This window comes from Bradyrhizobium ivorense (assembly GCF_900696085.1).
Lineage (GTDB): Bacteria > Pseudomonadota > Alphaproteobacteria > Rhizobiales > Xanthobacteraceae > Bradyrhizobium > Bradyrhizobium ivorense.
The window spans coordinates 1-17333 of record NZ_CAADFC020000024.1 but is presented as its reverse complement, the minus strand read 5'-3'; the positions used below and the strand labels follow the sequence as shown (position 1 = coordinate 17333).

Here is a 17333-nt window from a genome sequence, read left to right as displayed (position 1 = left end):
TTGCAGCCGGAGCAGCATGATGGCGGTTGATGGACTGGTCAGTTTTCGCAGCAATTTTGGACCCGAGCAAACCGTGGAACGGCTCAAGGCCGAACTGCAGGCACGCGGGCTGACCCTGTTCGCAGCGATCGATCACGCGGCGGGCGCGGCAGATGTCGGCCTCGCGCTCCGCCCCACCGCCGTGCTGATCTTCGGCCATGCCAAAGGCGGTACGCCGCTGATGCAGGCGGCGCAGACGGTTGGCATCGACCTGCCGCTGAAGGCGCTGGTCTGGCAGGACGCCGCCGGCGACACCTGGCTGTCCTACAACGATCCGGCGTGGCTTGCGGAGCGGCACGGCGTTGCGGAGCAGACCAGGACGGTGTCCGCCAACCTCACGGCGGCGCTGGGCGCGATCGCCAAGGCGGTGACGTCGGCCACGGGGTGACGCTCATTTCATCTGGCCGATCAGCCTCGCCGCACCGCTCGTGGTCTTGGCCAGCTGCAGCAGCGCATCGCGGCCGCCGGCGGCGTAGGCCGCGGCGGCGCGCAGCAGCTCGCGGAGCTGGGCCGCCGCGCCCGGATCGAACCGGCACCAGGCGCCGCCGGTCAGCCGCGCGATCTCGCGAAACGCCTTCTCCGCCGTGGCATCCTCGCCTTCCTGGAACATGAAGGCGGGCACCTTGAGCAGGCCGAGCTCACCCGCCGTCGCACAGAGCGCGTCGATCCGCTCCTCCATCGCATCGCCGACGAACACCAGCGCGCGCACCCCGGAGGCAACCGCTTCGCGCCGCGTCTCCGCCAGCACCCGGCCGATCTGGGTATCGCCGCCGCGGCAATCGATCTTGCTCATCAGCCGCGCCAGCTGCGCACTGTCGGAGATCCAGCCCGTGGCGCGGCATTCATTGAAGCCGCGGTAGTAGACCAGGCGGATATCGAGGCTGCCGAGCGCCGCCGTCTCGCGGAACATGTCGGCCTGCAGCGCGCACGCCATGTCCCAGGTCGGTTGCCGGCTCATGGTGGCGTCGAGCGCGAACACCAGGCGGCCGGGCGCGCCGGCACGATGCGGCGACATCGCCCGCGCCTGCGCCACGAACGCCGCAATGTCGTCCGAGGTCGATGTCCGGGCATCGGGCACGGAACCGGACTTGCGCGCGTCAGGCGAAGTCGCCGGACGTGTGTCCTGTCCAGATGGTGGTTTGGTGGGCTCGCCGGCCATCAACGCTTGCCTCTTGCAGCCAGCATGATGTGGGCGGCGACGTCTGCCACGTCAATGTGAGGCGCCTGCCCGCCCGGATCTCGCGCCGGGCCGCCGGCTATCAATTGGCGACCGACGGATCCTTCTTCTCGGTCCTGGTCAGGGTTAGGGCCTTCCTGAACTTGTCGGCCAGGCTCTGCTTTTCGACCGGCACGTACATCGAGACCGGTCCCGGCTCCAGGATCTTCGGCGGCGCGCTCCGGGTGTCGACCGGCGCGACGGCGCTGTCGTTGTCGGCCAGGAATTTATCGAGCATCGCCTGGATCGAGTTCTTCGCGGCATCCGGACCGGTGTCGCGCATGTCGTTGTGCTGGAAGTTGGTGTTCACGACCGTGATGCCGGCCTTCTCGCACTCATCCGCGTCCGGCACGACGCCGGGGTCGGGCTTGAACTGCGAGTCATGCGAACGGAACGAGAGGATCTTGAACTTGCCGTCGGTGAGGAACGGCACGCGCAGATTGTCAAGCGTCACGACCTTCTTGATCTCGTCGGGATACTGCTTGGCGAAATACATCGCGATGTCGCCGCCGTTGGAATGGCCGACCATGGTCAGCTTGCTGTAGTCCGCGTTCGGGTGCAGCTTCTTCATCTGCTCGATGGCGAATTTGATGTTGGTGATGCCGCGCTGATACTGCGGCAGCCGGCCGACATAGAGCTCGCCGACCTTGGTCACCATCGGCCCGTCCGACGGCAGGTCGTTCTGAATGCTGACCGTGAGGTAGCCGCGCGCCGCAAACGCGTTCGCGAGGAACGAGTATTCGGTGAACTTGACGGTGTTGCCGTGATTGAGGATCGCCACCGGCAGCTTCACCATGCCGGCATTGGCCTGCATCTCCCGGTCGAAGCGCACCGCAACGTCAACCGCGACTGGACGGTCGTCGCGCGTCGGATCCTTGAACATGATGGTTTCATGACGGATGGCCCACTTGCTCGCAGAGAAATAGGCCGCCGTGACCACCACGGTGAGCGAAAGCAGAACGGCAATTCCACGTTTCATGACGTCCTCGACGCGCCCGCCTTTTCAGGGGCAGATTTTGACCGGAGACTCTTCGGCCTCCTTCTTAGAATATATGTCACAGTGCCGTGACAGGAAGTCTAAAAGTTGTGGCTTGGCAGCCCTAACGTTGTGCGGCGCACCTATAATTTGTGCACATGCACAAGACAACCTACGACGGCTCGTGCTTCTCCTTTATCAGACGCCAGTTCCAAAGGTTCCGTTCGAGCCTTGGATCGAAGTCTAGGGAAACCGGATATCGGCAGCTTTGTTCCGGCTTTTCGACCGCCCTGTGGCCAAAATCACCGCAAAACCACGGACTTTCAAGCGTTTTCCGGGGAAATGGTGTGTTTCCCGGATCGGTAGCTCGTACCTGCGAAGCTCAGCCAGCCCGCGCTTGGAGGTGAAATAACACCCTCCGGCCCGAGTTCGCCGCTGCGGATGGCTACTTTGCATGGGGTTGTTTTTCGGCATTTTGGCGGTGCGCGCCTGCGACGGCTATCGCATGTGGCTCCCACGGTGAGTTCCCAAACTCGGGCCGTTACCGGAAGCCGAGCCAGCAAGTCCCGGAACGCGGGCACGGCTTGTCGCCGTGCGTCCAAACGGAATTGGGCAGCGCTGACGAAAGGCGGGCGCCAGGAACTCGAAGACTTCTTGCGGTTTGTTTTTGCACATCAGTCGGCCGACCCTTTTCGACCGAAGGAGGCCAAGATGTACATTTCAGGTGAAAGTCTCGTCGTGATCCTGCTGGCTGGCCTCATCGCGGGTTGGTTGGCGGGAAAGATCGTTGCGGGCGGAGGCTTTGGTTTGATCGGTGACATTGCCGTCGGCATCGTCGGTGCCTTCATCGGCAGTTGGCTGCTCCTCCGCTTGGGCATTCACATCGGCAGTGGCTTCGTCAACACCATCATTGTCGCCATGATCGGCGCCGTTGTGCTCCTCCTGATCATCCGGCTGCTGAGCGGGGCATTTCCACAACGACGATGGGGTCTGCCGTGGCGGCGACGTTGGCGACTCTAAGGCGCTGGCTCAGCAAGTGCACGCGCCGATGTTGCAACGGTTGTTGCGGATTTTCTCAGGCCCAAGGAACTTGAACGCGAAACTCGAACGCCCGATCACATCGGTTTGAGAAGCGGCGAGGAACATCCGCCGGTCTTCCATGCTTGCCCTTGCTCACAAATCACGAAAAAGGGAGCGTTCAATGATGAGACTGAAGACCGTAAGTCTTGCCGTCCTCGGCACCGCAGCCATCGTCGGCTCCGTGCTCGCGAGCCCGGCGATGGCCGAGGGTGCAAAGGCCAAGGGAACAATGGCCAAGGAAACAATGGTCAAGGGTACAATGGCTAAGGGTGCGAAGCACACTCAGGCCCAAACGCTCGCCAAAGGCCAGCGTCACGCGAGCTACCGCAGCCAACGGATCCGCGGTGCCAACGCGGCACTGCCGAGGGAGCCCATGTATCGCAGGCCTGCGGGGCCCGGCGAGGTGGCGGGCGCTGTCGTGGGCGGTGCCGTCGCCACCGCCGGGGCGATCGCAACTGCCCCGTTCCAGGCGGCCGACAACAGCTATAACAACTACTATGGCTACGGCCATGGCGGCCGCGACTGGCAGACCTATGCCAAGCGCAACAACCTTGCCTGCACGCCCGGCACGACTTTCAAGGGTCCGGACGGCGCGCAACATCCCTGCCAGTAGTCTCCTCTGACAAGGCGAGGAAAGGCGGCCCGAGTGGCCGCCTTTTTTTGTGGGGCGCGCGCCCGCGGTTACGTCGCTCGCAACAAAGGCTGCACTGCCCTAGCTGCCGAAGATGTCGTGCACATCGAGCGGCTTGTCGACCTGGCTGAACCATTCAGCCCGGTTGGCGGCGCGGCGGCGGCCGCGCTCGTCGAGCGGCAGCTTGAGCTGGCGCAGCAGGTTCATCACCTCCTCGCGCGCGGTGACGTGGCCCATGCTCGGGCGGGTGCCGAGCGTCAATTCGTCGATGTCGTCGAGCGCGGTCAGCCCGCGCGGAAAGAACTCGCGATAAACCACGCGCTCAGCAAAGCCATCGACGGAGCGGAACCCGAGCCGCAGCGACAGCTGCTTCAGTCCATCGGCGACCAGCTGCTTGTTGCGCGAGCCGAGCATCGACAGGCGGTTGCGGACCACGATCCAGTCGGTGCTCGAACCGTCGAGCTGGCGGCGCTTGCGCCTGACGTCGCGCACCATCTCCGCATAGTGGCTCTCGCCGGTCACCGCATAGGTGGCGGGATCGAGGGTGCCGAGCACGTCGAAATCGAGAAAGCTGTCGTTGATCGGCGTCACCAGCGTGTCGGCCATCGAATGCGCGAGCCGCATCAGGTAGCTGTCGGAGCCCGGCGTATCGATGACGATGAAATCGAAGGCGCGCTCCACCGCGCTCACGGCTTCCATGAATTGCTGGAACTCGGCGCTCTCGTTCTCCTCGATCTGCATCGTCTCGCCGTATTTGATGCAGGTGTGGACCGGAAGCTCGAGATCGAGCCCGGTCCGCCGCGCCCATGCCCGGCGGTTGTCGATGTAGCGGGTAAAGCTTTGCTGGCGGCAGTCGAGATCGATGCTGGCGACGCGCTGCCCGGCCTTCATCAGTGCGACAGCGATATGCAGGGCGGTGGTCGACTTGCCTGAACCACCCTTCTCGTTGCCCAGCACGACGACATGTGCGGAGCCGGACCGACCCTGACTGGCCTGCACTAACATGATTCAATCCCCGGCAATATCTTCAAATCGCGCACGGCTACGGTCAAGTGAAATGCATCACGGCAGCACGAAATCAATCGCCGTCGCGCTTAATCATGAATCGCGCAAGCCAGTGCGTCGATCGGCGGCATCACGCGGCGATCCCTGCAGCTCCGACATCGGGTATTGCTGTCGCGACGAAGGCGGTTTGCCGGCAGCGCTTCAGTCTTGGTAAACTCCGCCGGCGTGCCGAACGCCAAGCGCCTCAAGAAGTCCCTCACCAAGTCTCCCCACCCAGCCTTGCCCCGCGAGTCGAGATCCGATGCCGAGAAACCCCACCGTCGTCCGCACCGTCCCTGCCCTTCGTCGCGCTGTCGACGCCTTGCGCGCCAGGAAGGCGACCATCGCGCTTGTGCCAACCATGGGGGCCCTCCATGACGGCCATGTGTCGCTGGTGCGGCTGGCGAAGCGCCGCGCAAAGCGCGTCATCGTCTCGATCTTCGTGAACCCGACGCAGTTTGCGCCCACCGAGGACTTCGGTTCGTATCCACGCACCTGGAAGGAAGACGTCGCCAAGCTCGCCGCCGAGGACGTCGACCTGATCTGGCACCCCGAGGTGAAGGCGATGTACCCGGACGGCTTTGCGACCCGGATCGTGCCGGAAGGTCCGGCCACCGCCGGGCTGGAGGATCGCTTCCGGCCGCATTTCTTCGGCGGCGTCGCCACCGTGGTCGGCAAGCTGTTCACGCAATGCCGGCCCGATGTTGCGATCTTCGGCGAGAAGGACTTTCAGCAGCTCCGCGTCGTGACCCAGATGGCCGCCGATCTCGACCTCGGCGTCAAGGTAATCGGGTCGAAGACGGTGCGCGAGCGGGATGGGCTCGCGATGTCCTCGCGCAACGTTTACCTCTCGCCCGAGCAGCGGCAGGCGGCGCCCACGCTGCACCGGGTGATGAAGGACACCGCGGCGCGGCTGCGCGCCGGCGAAGGTACCGCCGCCGCGATGGCCGCCGGCGCCGCGTCGATCACCGAGGCCGGTTTCGTGCTCGACTATCTCGAGGTCCGCCACGCCGCCACGCTGGCGCCGATCGGCTCGCTCAAGGACGGCCCGATGCGGATGCTGGTGGCGGCCAGGCTCGGCTCGACGCGCCTGATCGACAATATCGCGGTGTAGAAGTGAAGCCTGCGGTTGCGGTTGCATCGTCCCACCCGCCCGTGATTAATCGTCGCGGGGGTGGAGTTGATGCGATGAGCGGGCGTTTCAAGCGAGCAATTGTTCTCGGCAATCTGATCTTGGCGATGGCGGGTCTGGCACACGCGCAGTCGCCGCAACGTCCGCCGGTTGGTGGTGGGCCCGGTTCGCCGGGTGAGGCGGAATCGGCAGACGGCACCAGCGCGCCCCCCACCCCGATGATCTTTTATGTCGCGCACGGTCCGACGGGCGCGTGCGGCCCAACCTGCGCGGAATGGATTGCCGCCGAAGGCAGCGTGCAATGGGATACCTACAAGCGGCTGATCGCGATCCTCGACCGCCAGGGCCGCCGCAAGCTGCCGCTCGTCATCAACGCCTGGGGTTTCGCCGACGTCAACGTCGCGGCCAGCCTTGGGCGAATTCTGCGCGACCGTGGCATCGACACGACGGCAGGACCGACTGAAGCAGCAGCCTGCAATGGCAAATCCAGGGAAGAATGTCTCGACCTCAAGCGCAAGGGCGAGTCACTCGAAGCCAAGATCGTAACGTCGCGCGCGACGTGCGATCTTGCCTGCATCTTCATCCTCGCCGGCGGCGTTCATCGCAATCTGCCGCCCGAGACCAAGGTTGCCGTGAACGGCAGCCTGCGGATCTACAACCGCTTCGCGCCCAACGTCTCCGAGGAACAGCGCAAGAGCCTGGGGACCATCTTCAGCGAGAAACATCACAAGTATCTGAGCGACATGGGTGTCGATCCCCAGTTGCTCGACCTTGGGGGAAATTCGGGGCAATGGATCCGAATCCCGTCGTCCCAGTGGCTTCGATTCCGGATCATCACCGACATCTCGCTGTGATCGATCGCTAGCTAGAGCAATCCGAGATCGCGCAGTTCGCGGCGCATCGGCTCGGGCATCGAGGCGACGCTGGCGGCGCTCGACTTGGTGAGATCGGCCGGCGCGGAGTCTGCGGTCAGATAGCGCCAGCCCTGGAACGGCCGCATCGGCCGCGGCGAGACCGCGATCACCTTGGGCTGCATGACGATGCGGCAGCGTCCGATGCCGTCCTTGTCGCGGAACGGCTCGATCGCGATGATCTTTTCGCGCGCGGCGATCTCGCCGCGGATCACCCAATAGAGCGAGCCGCCGGCGAGGAGCTCCTCGTCGCGCTTCGGCGTCATGCGGGTGACGTGGACGTGACGGAGCGGCAGGCCCTTTTTCTTCGCGGTCGCCATCCGTTCGGCGACCCAGCCCTTGAGTTCCTTGACCGAGTCGCAACCGACGGCGAGCTTGATGAGATGAAGCGGCATGCGCCGGATTTAGCGACCGGCGCCGGCTTTGAAAAGGGAGCGCAATCCACAACAGTGGATATCGGGACTTGTGCGCGAAATCGCGCGGCGAGGCGATCAGACCGGCGTCGCGGCTATTCCTCGCTCGCAGCGGCCGGTGCGGCGGCTGCCGGCGCGGCTGGTGCTGGCGCAGCCTGCTGCGGCGTGATCTGGACCGGGCGCTTCGGCGCTGGTGGCCGCTTCGCGGCGGCGACCGGCGCGGGCGGGGCCGGAGCGCGCGCGGCCGGTGGCGGCGCCGCGGCCGGCGGCTTGCTGCCCGGCTCAGGCGACATGATGCTGACCGGCGGCGTCGAGGCCGCGCTCGGAAACTCGGCATTGGTCGGCCTGCCGGTCGGCATTGACGGCGGCAGCGCCGCGACGAGGCCCGCGGCGGCGGCCTGGGCGGGCGGCGCGTTCCATGATGCGGTGTAGCGGGTGATCAGGTTTTCGTAGGTCCGCTCGTTCATGTTGGCGATGACCTGGTGGTTGTCGCCGAGCGAACGGAACGCGGGGCACGCGGTCGGCGTGCAGCGGTCGCGCGTCATCAGCACGTAGGCCATCAGGCCGTAGCGGTCGTGCTCGATCGCGCGGCGCAGCGCCTGCACCTCGGTATTCGCATTGCGCTCGGCCGCGGCGAGGTCGCCGAACGAGGTCAGGCGCGAGAGCTGGGCGGCGGCATAGCTGACCGCCGCCGCGGCGTTATCAGCCGAGCCGAACAGCACCTTCTCGCAGGCATTGAGAACGGCGTCGCCGGCAAGGTCGTCGACGCAGGCCAGCGCCGCCACTGTCTGACCGGTCGCCGGCCCGCTGCGCGCCTCGGTCTGCGCCGCCGGTCCGCCCGGCGCGAAGCCGCGGATCGTGGCTGCGACCGCGACCGCGATCGACAGCAGCGTGATCACGGTCAGCGCGCCGTTGGCGACGGACTTTTCCGCGCGCAACAGCGTGACCAGAACGACAATTCCGAAAAACCCTGCAGCGGCCAGCGTCAGCCACATCGGGAAGGTCGGCGAGCGCCAGATCTGATCCAGCGAGGAAGCCCAAGACCAATTCATGCGCGGTGTCCCTCAACGCAGCGTGAGCACAAACGGTGACGGCGAACGCCGCCACCCCGGCGCTCAACCCTCAGCAGAATGTCTGCGAACAGGGCCTTTTCACGGCGGCGGGGCGGATTAGCCCCAGCCGCAGGCTTGCGCAAAGGTCCGTCAGGACAGCGCGAGCTGACTCTCCTTGGCCACCCGTTCGAAAGCTTCGGTCGAGCTCTTGATGCGATACTGGCAGTCATCGCCGTCGGTCGGCAACAGGCGGATCACCTGGTAGGTCCCGCTCGCGGCGGGGCGCGCCACGTTGCTGGCAGTGAAATAGACAGTCTCGCCAATCGAGTACTTATGCTTCAACGCCCTCTCCATTTTTTTAGAGATCGCTGGCCGAGCGCACAGTCCCGGTGGCTGGAAGCCAGCTTCTTGAGAACCCCGCGCCAAACTAGCACATCGCGACGCCCAAAATCCAGCAAGATCGGAACATGGCGATTGTGCAGTTTTTGCAGGTTTTTCAGGGCGATAGGCAGCAATTTGCGTGCCAGACGGGAATCGGCCCGGTGCGCGTCGCCCGGGCCGGGTTCCATCGCCAATCAGGCGCTGCGCGGCAGTTTGCCGTCCGGGCTCGCGTGATCGACGGCGGCGGGAAGCTGCTGGGCCAGCACCTGGGAGAGCTGGTCGATCGGGATGCCGAACTTGGCCGCCAGCTGCTTGGCGGTGTCGCTGCCGAGCACCTGCTGCAGCTGGTCGGCGGTGATCGGCAGGTTCTGGCCGGTGCCGATCCAGGATTTGACCTGCTCGCCGAGGCCGGCCTGCTCGAGCTTGGCGACGATCGCCGACAGCCCGCCCTGCCCGCCATTGCCGAGCACCTCGCCCAGCACCGCGGGGATCACCGCCGCGCCAAGCTGGCCAAGCATCCCCTTCAGCTCCGGCGAGTTCTCCAAGGAATCCAGAATGCCCATGCTCAAAACCTTTCGCGCTGATTGCAAGGACTGGTTCTGGATTCAGACCCGTTGCCGTGACGGCGTCAAGCCGCGATTGTCGCGGCCACCGTTCACAATCCTGAATGAGCGCGCCGTCTCAGGCGTCCTCGAACTTATCGATCAGCAGCGTCTCGGCGAGCCCGTCGCGGGTCCACTCCTGAAATGCCGGATGGGCCTGCATCGCATCGTAATAGTGCCGTGCATCACCCTCGACCGGGATCGCATAGGTGCGGAAGCGGTGCACCACCGGCGCGTACATCGCATCGGCGCCGGAGAAGGCGCCGAACAAAAACGGCCCCTGCTTGCCGTAACGCGCGTGGCAATCGGCCCAGATCTCCTGGATGCGCGCGACATTGGCCTTGGCATCGTCGGACAGCGCCACGGCACGGATCGGCCGGTGCAGGTTCATGCCGCACTCGATGCGCAGCGGCACGAAGCCGGAATGCATCTCGGCCGAAATCGCGCGGGCATGGGCGCGCGCAGCGCGGTCGGCCGGCCAGAGCTTGGTTTCCGGAAACTTCTCGGCGAGATATTCGATGATCGCCAGCGAATCCCACACCGTGACGTCGCCGTCGATCAGCGCCGGCACCTTGCCCGAAGCGCTGACGCTCAGGATGCGGTCCTTGTCGGCCTGGTCGTTGGTGTAGAGCGGAATGAATATCTCCGAGAACGGGATGTCGTTGGCGCGCAGCGCGAGCCAGGGCCGCATCGACCACGACGAATAGTTCTTGTTGCCGATGACGAGCTTGAGCATGCCGAAAGAATCCTGTTGTGAGTTGCAGCTTGCCATAGTGCACCGCACGCGTCCAATTTGTACATGGCGCGAAACGGCGCGGCAGCACGCGTGAGAGGTTCAGCACCATGACTGGCTATTGGGTCGATATCGCCGCAGTCGGCTTCTTCGCGCTGGAATGGCTGGTCTATGCCATCACGCTGGAGCACACCGCCTACGGACGCGACAGCCTGTCGGCGCGCATGCATGTCTATCGCGAGATCTGGGTGCGCAACCTGCTCAACCGTGACGCACGGATGGTCGACATGCAGATCATGGCGAGCCTGCAGAACGGCACCGCGTTCTTCGCCTCCACCAGCCTGCTCGCGATCGGCGGCGCGCTGACGTTGCTGCGCGCCACCAACGACGCGATCGCGGTGCTCGGCACGCTGCCGATCAGCCTCAACCCCTCGCCGGCGCTGTGGGAGATCAAGTGCCTCGGGCTGGTGCTGATCTTCATCTACACCTTCTTCAAGTTCGCCTGGGCCTACCGTCTGTTCAACTATGTCGCAATCCTGTTCGGCGCGATGCCGCCGGCGACCGAGCGCGACACGGCGGCGGCGGAGGCGCATGTGATCCGCACCAGCCGGCTGTTCGAGAGCGCCGGCCAGCACTTCAACCGCGGCCAGCGCGCGTTCTTCTTCGCGCTCGGCTATCTCGGCTGGTTCATCAGCCCCTGGGTGCTGTTCGTCACGACAGCCGCGGTCGTGATCGTGATCTGGCGGCGGCAGTTTGCCTCGAATGCCTGGCAGGCGATGGGCAGTTGAGGGGCGTCTCCAGCTACATGAAAAAAACAATGACGGCGATTGCGACAGGCGACAGACAGAGCGCCACGAGACTGGCCCGATAGAGCAGTTCTGCCATGATGGGGGGCCTCACGCGGGCTTAGGCCAAGACGCAGGCGCTCACCGCCGCGACGAGGACCGCCGCACTGAGGACGGCGACGCCAAGACAGATGCGCGCCGGGACCGAATAGGGCTCGAGGTAGGGCTGGTGGATCATGATGCTCTCCCTGTCGCATTGGCGGGAGCGCAATTGGTCTCTCGGTCACCGATGATCGCCACGGGCCGCTCGGTGATGCCGGGATGTGCGCCCGGATTTGACCGAATGCGAGCACTATCTTTTGTTCCGGGCAGGAACGCTCGCAGAAAAGCTCAACTGTCTAATTTGTCTAAGTCTCAGATGTCCGTGGCGCGGAGACTCCCCTCACCCGAATCGCATCTTCGATGCGACATAGCCGAGGCTTCGCCTCGGCGTTCTCAGAGGACGGCCGCCAGGGGCGGCCTATGCCTCTCCCCGCAGGCGGGGAGAGGCGAAGCCGAGCCTTCTGCTTACGACGCGAAATCGCGCGGGGCGAAATCGAGGTCGAGCACTTTCCATTCGCCGTAGCGATCCTTCGGCAGCATGGCATAGGGCTGGCACGCCTGCAGCGCGTTGGTTGCACTCTGCAGCAGCAGCGGGCCCTTGGCCGACGCCGAGGCCTCGATCAGTTGGGGCGCGGCGGCGAGCTTGCCGTCCGGCTTCATGAACACCCTGAGCTTGACCCTGACGTCGTCGCCGGTCGTGAGCTGCGGCGGCAGCTTCATGCAGCTCTTCAGATGGCGGCGGAATTCGGCGACCACGCTGGAGCCGATATCGGCCTTCTCGGTGGCCGGCGCATCGAAACTATCCTTGCCGCCGTCATTGTTCGACGGCGCCGCGGCTGATGGCTTCGGCACCGAGAGATCGGGCGGCAGGCCGAGCATGACATGGTATTTGACCGAGAGGTCCGGCTCCGGCGGCTTGTAGGCTGGTGGTGACGGCGGCGGCGGTTGCTGAGGCTGGGCTGCTTGCGGCATCTGGGGTTGCGGCGGCGCGGGAGGCGGCTCGGCCGCGGCTGACCGCTGCGGCGTCGGGCTGGGCTTTGGTGCCGGAGGCGGCGTCGCCTGCTTCTGCTCGGGCTGCTGGGGTTGCGGCGCAGTCGGCTGCGCGGCCGGCTCCGGCTTGGCGGCCTCGGCCTGCTTGTCGAGCGACGGCAGCTGGAATTCCGGGGTCGGCGACGGGCTCGGCGTCGGATCGGGCTTGATCTCGGCGACCTCCTGCGGCGTCACCACCTCGACCGGCACCGTGTCAGCGGCGACCGGGTCGAACTGATGGACTTCCGAATAGAGGAATATCAGCGCGAGCAGCAGCAGGTGCACGAGCACCGACGCCATCATGTCCGCGTTTGGCCGAAACTTCATCCCACTCGATCACGTCGTGATGTCTCCCCGCCGGCTACAATAGCGGTCGGGGCGTGCCTGCCTCAATCCCGTTTCGGCCCAAACCCGAAACCGGTCAGGCGGCCATTAGCACGATCCGGAAAGCTGTGGAGCGAAGACGGAGCGGCCGGCGGCGGGTCATCGCCGGAAATCAACGCTGCGAATCAATGCTCCCTGGCGCCACCCATCGCGAAAATCTCCTGCATATCCTCGTCGGAGAGCTCGAAATCAAAGATGTTGATATTCTCCTGCAGCCGCTCGAGCTTCGAGGTGCGCGGGATCGCCGAGACATTTTGCTGCACCAGCCAGCGCAGACAGACCTGGGCGGCGGTCTTGCGATAGCGGTCGCCGATCCGCGCCAGCGCACGGTCGTTCTTGACGCGGCCCTTGGCAATCGGGCTGTAGGCGACGAACACCATCTCCTGGCGGGCGCAGGCCTCGATCACGCTGCTTTGGTCGCGATAGGGATGGTACTCGACCTGGTCGCAGGCGAGCGGTTCGGGACAGGCCGCCACCGCCTCCTCGATCAGCGCCACGCCAAAGTTGGAGACGCCGATATGGCGCGCCAGCCCGGCCTGCTTGACCTTGGCCAGCGCGCCCAGCGTCTCGGCGAGCGGCACCTGCGGATTGGGCCAGTGCAGCAGCAGCAGGTCGACCTCGGTCAGCCGCAGCTTCACCAGGCTCTCCTTGGCCGAGCGCTCGAGATCGTTCGGCCAGAAATGCGTGGTCCAGACCTTGGTCGTGATGAAGACGTCATCGCGCTTGACGCCGGAGGCGCGCAGCCCCTCGCCCACCTCGCGCTCATTGTCGTAGATCTGGGCGGTGTCGAGGTGGCGATAGCCGAGCCGCAGCGCCTGCTCGACGATCCGCGCACAGGTCCGCCCGCGCAATTCCCAGGTGCCGAGCCCGATCGCGGGGATTCTGGCGCCGTTGCCTTCGACGAGGTTCATGCGCCCATTATGCGCGCATGAATTGCACCTGCCAACTCACGCGGATGTGGGTTCGCCTGCCCGCCTCAGGGTTCCACCTGGTAGCCGTCGGTCAGCGTCTTCAGGAAGGCGATGATGTCGGCCTCGTCCTGCGACGTCATCGCGGGGATGTCGCCGAGGTGGCGCTCGAACGGCGGATCGCTGACATCGACATTGGCGTGATACTTCTCCGGCAGGTCGTCGTATTTCCGGACCTTGCCGTCAGCGCCGCGCGGAAAAACCTTCTCCGGATTGGTGTCGCGGAAATTGTAGAAATCCAGCACCTGCTCGAGGCTGTGAAACACGCCGTTGTGGAAGAACGCGTGGCGGGTCGCGGTGTTGCGCAAGGTCGGCGTCGCGAACATGCCGCAATATTGCGTCTGCTCGGCGATATCGGCGCGATGCGGGCCGCAGACCCCGAGATCGAAATAATCGCGATCGCGGTTGCGTTCGAGCGCGGCGTTGCGTGGCGCGCCGAGCGCCTCATACTGATGGTCGGTGAACAGCGGCGGCAGATTGTCCCGCGTCGGCGCCGAGGTATGGCAGCCGCCGCAATTGGCCTTTTCCGGATCGTTGAACAATTGCAGGCCGCGCAGTTCGGCCTCGCTCAGCCGCGCCTTGCCCTCCAGCCAGTAGTCGTACTTGCTGGTGTAGGGATGGAAGCTCGGCTCCTCGATTTGGTAGCGCGCGACGGCGAACATCGCCTCCGCGACCAGCAGCCCCCGGTTCTGGAAGATGCCGGCACCGAACAGCTCGGCGAAGCGCTGCGCGTAGGACGCCCGCTGCAGCTTCTCCGCCACCACATCGATGCTGCCGCCGTCCATCTCGTTGGGATCGAGCAGCGGGAAGATCGCCTGGTCCTGCAGCGTATCGGCGCGGCCGTCCCAGAACAGCCCGCCCTGCGGCACGATGTTGACCGCCGACGCCGAGGTCGCGGTGGCGACCTTCTTGGCGCGCGCGGCCTGCTGGCCGATCGTGGCCATCTGCGCAAGGCTGACGACATTGTCGTCGTCGTCCTTCTCGGGGCCGATGCTGAAGCTCGGCAGGCGGTCAAGATAGGTCAGTCCCGGCACGGCGCGCGCGCCTTGCCGGTTCAGCGCCGGCCCGCCGAGCATGACCGGCCCGTCATTGGGCGGGCCGTAGGCGTGGTCGGGGCTGTGACAGGACGCGCATGAGCGCGCGCCCGACGAGGACAGCGAAGCGTCGAAGAAGATCTTTTGGCCAAGCTGCGCCATCGCGGACAGCGGGGCGACCGGCGCCCGCCTGAGCTGCACCGGGTTCGGGTTGGTCCCCGGCAGCGTTTGCGTCTCGACGGCTGCGACGGCGCCGGCCATGCAGAGCAGGCCGGCGCCAAGGAGCCACGAAGTGCGGCCGTTCATCGGACGGGCAACACTTTAGTGATGGTGGTGATCGTCAGGCGGGCTGACGATGACCGTGCCGGCGGTCGGATCGAGGAACAGCGTATCCTGCCGGTACTCGTGATCCTGGCCGTGGCCGCGATCGAAGTCGAACAGGTCGTTGATCGATCCGACGTCGTCGTCGAACGAGCCGCCGCCAATGCGCTTGCCGTGCAGCCAGTTGTCCTCGATGAAGCGCACCACCGACGCCTGCGAGATCCTGACGTGGCTGACGAAATTCCGCTTGGCGAAGGGCGAGATCACGATGAACGGCACGCGGGTGCCCGGACCGCAGCGGCCGTTGACCGGCTGGCCGTTGAGACCGTTCGGCTGCTTCTGCTTGTTGACGCCGCGGCCGCACTGGCCGGGACCGTTGACCTGATCGGCGGCCGGATCATACGAGGCGCTGATCGGCGCAAGGTACTGGTGGTCGTACCAGCCGTCGGAGTCGTCATAGGTGATGATGACAGCGGTCTCGCCCCACTCCTTCTGCTTCTGCAGGAAGTTGATCAGCTCGACATTGCCGGCCTGCTCGTCGAGCGGATCGGAGTTGCCGGGATGACCGTCCTGATAGGCCGGCATCTTGATGTAGGAGACGGCCGGCAAATTGCCGGCCTTCACCACGGCGTAGAAATCCTCGAGATCGTAGCCGTGATTGGCCGGATCGACCGTCTTGCCGTCAGCCGCATAGGTGTGGCCGACCGCCTGCACCGAGCTCGGCCGCGCATGGGTCGGGTTGGCGGTCGACGTGTAGTACTGGAACCAGGCGTGGTGCGGGATGTAGTCCGTGACGGTGCTGGCGACGTTGCTGGAGAAGGTGCTGCGCGCGCAGCCGGTGGTGCCGTTGGCGTTCTTGAGCGTGAGATCGAAGCCGCCCATGAAGCTGCCCCAGCTGATGCGCTCGTCGTTGAGCAGGTCACCGATGTTCTTGCCGGTCATCAGCACCGTGCTCGTCTTGCTCGAGCACTGGTCGAAGCCGGGATCGGTGTCGCCGATCAGGGTCAGGCCGCCCTGACCGTCGGCGATCGAGGACGAGGTACCGACGATGTTCTGCGCGCCATTGGTCTGGCCGGAGATCACCGCGAGCGCGCCTTGCGTCGACGGACCGAAGGTGTCGGTCCAGTGATTGTCGCTCATCGCGAAGTTCTGGGCGTAGTTCCAGAACGCGGTGACGGTGTTGCCGTCGAAATAGCCCATCACCTGCCCGTTGGTGCCGAAGGCGCCGACGCCGCCGGCGGTGCCGCGACCGGTGAATTTCGGAAACAGATCTTCCTTGCCGTTGTCGACCGCCTGCTGTTCGGGCGTATAGGCATGGTTCTGCGATTTGGTGTTGGCCTGGGTGCGGTCGAGGCGGAACGGATTGGTCGCGCCGGTGCCGTTGGCCGGATTGAGGTTCGGGTTATTGGTCAACAGGTCGGCGTTGGCGAGGTTGTTGACCTTCGGCGTATGCGGCCTGGCAACGAAGGCGATCGAGCCCGACGGGTTCGCCGCATTGGGGTAAGTCGCAAAATAATGATCGAACGAGCGGTTCTCGTTGAAGATGACCACGAGATGCTTGATCGGCGTCGCCGTGTGCAGCTCGTGCGGATGATGACCGTTACCCTGGCCACTGTTACCCTGATTGCCTTGATTATCCTGGGCGGCAAACACCCATGTGCTGCACGCGACCGCGCCAGCAACCAGACAGATTCCGACCGTTGAGAGAAACTTGGTTTTCACCGTAGCGCCCCTGTTCTTTACAGATTTATGACTTTGACCTGCGACACATTAGCACTCGGATCATTAGCCGCAGCGAATGACAGGTCCGTGTCAGTCTTGTGCAATCGACAAAAGTTGCGCGAAGACGATTAGGTGCGCCGAGCTTCTAGCATCGGTTGCACGATGCGCGACGATGGCGAGCGAACGATGTGGTGGAGTGCGCGTCGCGGGACTCACGAGCGGCACTGAATATTCAATGTCGTCCTAGCGACGGCCGGGACGACATCGAGAGGTCGCACCGCTATTCAACCCGTCACCCTGAGGTGGCCGCTTCTTCAGCGGCCCTCGAAGGGTCGACGGCCCACCAGCCGGGCCGTGCATCCTTCGAGGCTCGCAAGAGCTCGCACCTCAGAGGCTGTGAATCTATGTGATTTGGCGGGTTTCTGTTTGCGTAAGCGTGAGTCGGATGATTCCCTGCTTTCAAGGTCGATGGAGGCACGGATGTCACGCGAAACACTGTTTGGTGATCTACCTGAAGCAGAGGCGGTTGCGCGGGACTGGCCGGGAAGCGCCCGGCTTCGCGAGCCTGTCCGCGATCAAGTTGAGCTGCGGGCGGTCGATCTTGAGGCGTTGCTGCCGGCTGAGCATCCGGCACGCGTGATCTGGGCCTATGTCGAGAGGCTCGATCTGAGCGCGCTTGAAGGGACCGTTCGGGCGCGTGCCCATGGTCCGGGTCAAGCGCCGGTCAGCCCACGCCTGCAACTGGCGTTGTGGTTGTTTGCCACGAGCCAGGGTGTCG

At 64.9% G+C, this 17333-nt stretch carries 18 protein-coding genes and 1 pseudogene; 7 read left to right on the top strand and 12 right to left on the bottom strand.

Features of this window, described 5'->3' with window-relative positions; genetic code table 11:
* Window positions 1–19 precede the first annotated feature (19 nt).
* Window positions 20–427, top strand: a complete 408-nt coding sequence (locus tag CI41S_RS29795; protein ID WP_139862778.1) for a DUF302 domain-containing protein — start codon at window positions 20–22, stop codon at window positions 425–427.
* 3 nt (window positions 428–430) lie between these two features.
* Here the strand turns inward: CI41S_RS29795 and CI41S_RS29790 are convergent, their stop codons facing one another.
* Complete coding sequence (locus tag CI41S_RS29790) at window positions 431–1198, bottom strand: vWA domain-containing protein (protein ID WP_139862777.1); 768 nt, start codon at window positions 1196–1198, stop codon at window positions 431–433.
* 100 nt (window positions 1199–1298) lie between these two features.
* The gene (locus CI41S_RS29785) at window positions 1299–2234 is read right to left on the bottom strand and encodes an alpha/beta hydrolase family protein (RefSeq protein ID WP_139862776.1); all 936 of its coding nucleotides are present in this window, start codon (window positions 2232–2234) and stop codon (window positions 1299–1301) included.
* Window positions 2235–2942: 708 nt separating this feature from the next.
* Between CI41S_RS29785 and CI41S_RS29780 the strand changes: the two genes are divergently transcribed.
* On the top strand, window positions 2943–3251 hold the full coding sequence (locus tag CI41S_RS29780) for a GlsB/YeaQ/YmgE family stress response membrane protein (RefSeq protein WP_139862775.1): 309 nt from the start codon (window positions 2943–2945) through the stop codon (window positions 3249–3251).
* Window positions 3252–3435: 184 nt separating this feature from the next.
* On the top strand, window positions 3436–3924 hold the full coding sequence (locus CI41S_RS29775) for a hypothetical protein (protein WP_139862774.1): 489 nt from the start codon (window positions 3436–3438) through the stop codon (window positions 3922–3924).
* Window positions 3925–4023: 99 nt separating this feature from the next.
* Here the strand turns inward: CI41S_RS29775 and CI41S_RS29770 are convergent, their stop codons facing one another.
* Window positions 4024–4947 carry a division plane positioning ATPase MipZ gene (locus CI41S_RS29770; protein WP_139862773.1) on the bottom strand — a complete coding sequence of 308 codons (924 nt, stop codon included), beginning with the start codon at window positions 4945–4947 and terminating at the stop codon, window positions 4024–4026.
* Between the two features lie 301 nt (window positions 4948–5248).
* Between CI41S_RS29770 and panC the strand changes: the two genes are divergently transcribed.
* Together panC and CI41S_RS29760 are read left to right on the top strand one after the other, a co-directional pair.
* Entirely contained in the window at window positions 5249–6100 is an 852-nt protein-coding gene (gene panC, locus CI41S_RS29765; protein ID WP_139862772.1) for a pantoate--beta-alanine ligase, read from the top strand.
* A 74-nt stretch (window positions 6101–6174) separates the two neighbouring features.
* Complete coding sequence (locus CI41S_RS29760; RefSeq protein ID WP_139862771.1) at window positions 6175–6972, top strand: hypothetical protein; 798 nt, start codon at window positions 6175–6177, stop codon at window positions 6970–6972.
* 11 nt (window positions 6973–6983) lie between these two features.
* On the opposite strand, the gene CI41S_RS29755 is transcribed toward CI41S_RS29760, so the two are convergent.
* From CI41S_RS29755 to CI41S_RS29735, 5 genes are all read right to left on the bottom strand, one after another.
* Complete coding sequence (locus CI41S_RS29755; RefSeq protein WP_139484168.1) at window positions 6984–7424, bottom strand: DUF1489 family protein; 441 nt, start codon at window positions 7422–7424, stop codon at window positions 6984–6986.
* 113 nt (window positions 7425–7537) lie between these two features.
* On the bottom strand, window positions 7538–8494 hold the full coding sequence (locus tag CI41S_RS29750) for a hypothetical protein (protein WP_139484167.1): 957 nt from the start codon (window positions 8492–8494) through the stop codon (window positions 7538–7540).
* A gap of 150 nt (window positions 8495–8644) precedes the next feature.
* A complete protein-coding gene (locus CI41S_RS29745; RefSeq protein ID WP_018272021.1) occupies window positions 8645–8848 on the bottom strand; it encodes a hypothetical protein in 204 nt (67 codons plus the stop codon).
* A gap of 221 nt (window positions 8849–9069) precedes the next feature.
* On the bottom strand, window positions 9070–9438 hold the full coding sequence (locus CI41S_RS29740) for a YidB family protein (protein WP_139484166.1): 369 nt from the start codon (window positions 9436–9438) through the stop codon (window positions 9070–9072).
* Window positions 9439–9556: 118 nt separating this feature from the next.
* Entirely contained in the window at window positions 9557–10213 is a 657-nt protein-coding gene (locus tag CI41S_RS29735; RefSeq protein WP_139862770.1) for a glutathione S-transferase family protein, read from the bottom strand.
* A 107-nt stretch (window positions 10214–10320) separates the two neighbouring features.
* Between CI41S_RS29735 and CI41S_RS29730 the strand changes: the two genes are divergently transcribed.
* The gene (locus CI41S_RS29730; protein WP_139484164.1) at window positions 10321–10998 is read left to right on the top strand and encodes a DUF599 domain-containing protein; all 678 of its coding nucleotides are present in this window, start codon (window positions 10321–10323) and stop codon (window positions 10996–10998) included.
* A 564-nt stretch (window positions 10999–11562) separates the two neighbouring features.
* Here CI41S_RS29730 and CI41S_RS29725 read toward each other — a convergent pair.
* The 4 genes from CI41S_RS29725 to CI41S_RS29710 form a co-directional block, all read right to left on the bottom strand.
* Window positions 11563–12453, bottom strand: a complete 891-nt coding sequence (locus tag CI41S_RS29725; RefSeq protein ID WP_139862769.1) for a hypothetical protein — start codon at window positions 12451–12453, stop codon at window positions 11563–11565.
* Window positions 12454–12635: 182 nt separating this feature from the next.
* Window positions 12636–13421, bottom strand: a complete 786-nt coding sequence (locus tag CI41S_RS29720) for an aldo/keto reductase (RefSeq protein ID WP_139484162.1) — start codon at window positions 13419–13421, stop codon at window positions 12636–12638.
* A 65-nt stretch (window positions 13422–13486) separates the two neighbouring features.
* Entirely contained in the window at window positions 13487–14818 is a 1332-nt protein-coding gene (locus CI41S_RS29715; protein ID WP_139862768.1) for a cytochrome-c peroxidase, read from the bottom strand.
* A gap of 15 nt (window positions 14819–14833) precedes the next feature.
* Complete coding sequence (locus CI41S_RS29710) at window positions 14834–16555, bottom strand: phospholipase C (RefSeq protein ID WP_139862767.1); 1722 nt, start codon at window positions 16553–16555, stop codon at window positions 14834–14836.
* A 480-nt stretch (window positions 16556–17035) separates the two neighbouring features.
* Between CI41S_RS29710 and CI41S_RS29705 the strand changes: the two are divergent.
* A pseudogene (locus CI41S_RS29705) lies at window positions 17036–17333 on the top strand (IS5/IS1182 family transposase); the annotation flags it as partial.

Excerpts from the sequence above, each read along its gene's own strand:
- CI41S_RS29795 (WP_139862778.1), top strand. The coding sequence starts at position 20 with ATGGCGGTTGATGGACTGGTCAGTTTTCGCAGCAATTTTGGACCCGAG.
- CI41S_RS29790 (WP_139862777.1), bottom strand. The coding sequence starts at position 1,198 with ATGGCCGGCGAGCCCACCAAACCACCATCTGGACAGGACACACGTCCG.
- CI41S_RS29785 (WP_139862776.1), bottom strand. The coding sequence starts at position 2,234 with ATGAAACGTGGAATTGCCGTTCTGCTTTCGCTCACCGTGGTGGTCACG.
- CI41S_RS29780 (WP_139862775.1), top strand. The coding sequence starts at position 2,943 with ATGTACATTTCAGGTGAAAGTCTCGTCGTGATCCTGCTGGCTGGCCTC.
- CI41S_RS29775 (WP_139862774.1), top strand. The coding sequence starts at position 3,436 with ATGAGACTGAAGACCGTAAGTCTTGCCGTCCTCGGCACCGCAGCCATC.
- CI41S_RS29770 (WP_139862773.1), bottom strand. The coding sequence starts at position 4,947 with ATGTTAGTGCAGGCCAGTCAGGGTCGGTCCGGCTCCGCACATGTCGTC.
- panC (WP_139862772.1), top strand. The coding sequence starts at position 5,249 with ATGCCGAGAAACCCCACCGTCGTCCGCACCGTCCCTGCCCTTCGTCGC.
- CI41S_RS29760 (WP_139862771.1), top strand. The coding sequence starts at position 6,175 with ATGAGCGGGCGTTTCAAGCGAGCAATTGTTCTCGGCAATCTGATCTTG.
- CI41S_RS29755 (WP_139484168.1), bottom strand. The coding sequence starts at position 7,424 with ATGCCGCTTCATCTCATCAAGCTCGCCGTCGGTTGCGACTCGGTCAAG.
- CI41S_RS29750 (WP_139484167.1), bottom strand. The coding sequence starts at position 8,494 with ATGAATTGGTCTTGGGCTTCCTCGCTGGATCAGATCTGGCGCTCGCCG.
- CI41S_RS29745 (WP_018272021.1), bottom strand. The coding sequence starts at position 8,848 with ATGGAGAGGGCGTTGAAGCATAAGTACTCGATTGGCGAGACTGTCTAT.
- CI41S_RS29740 (WP_139484166.1), bottom strand. The coding sequence starts at position 9,438 with ATGGGCATTCTGGATTCCTTGGAGAACTCGCCGGAGCTGAAGGGGATG.
- CI41S_RS29735 (WP_139862770.1), bottom strand. The coding sequence starts at position 10,213 with ATGCTCAAGCTCGTCATCGGCAACAAGAACTATTCGTCGTGGTCGATG.
- CI41S_RS29730 (WP_139484164.1), top strand. The coding sequence starts at position 10,321 with ATGACTGGCTATTGGGTCGATATCGCCGCAGTCGGCTTCTTCGCGCTG.
- CI41S_RS29725 (WP_139862769.1), bottom strand. The coding sequence starts at position 12,453 with ATGAAGTTTCGGCCAAACGCGGACATGATGGCGTCGGTGCTCGTGCAC.
- CI41S_RS29720 (WP_139484162.1), bottom strand. The coding sequence starts at position 13,421 with ATGAACCTCGTCGAAGGCAACGGCGCCAGAATCCCCGCGATCGGGCTC.
- CI41S_RS29715 (WP_139862768.1), bottom strand. The coding sequence starts at position 14,818 with ATGAACGGCCGCACTTCGTGGCTCCTTGGCGCCGGCCTGCTCTGCATG.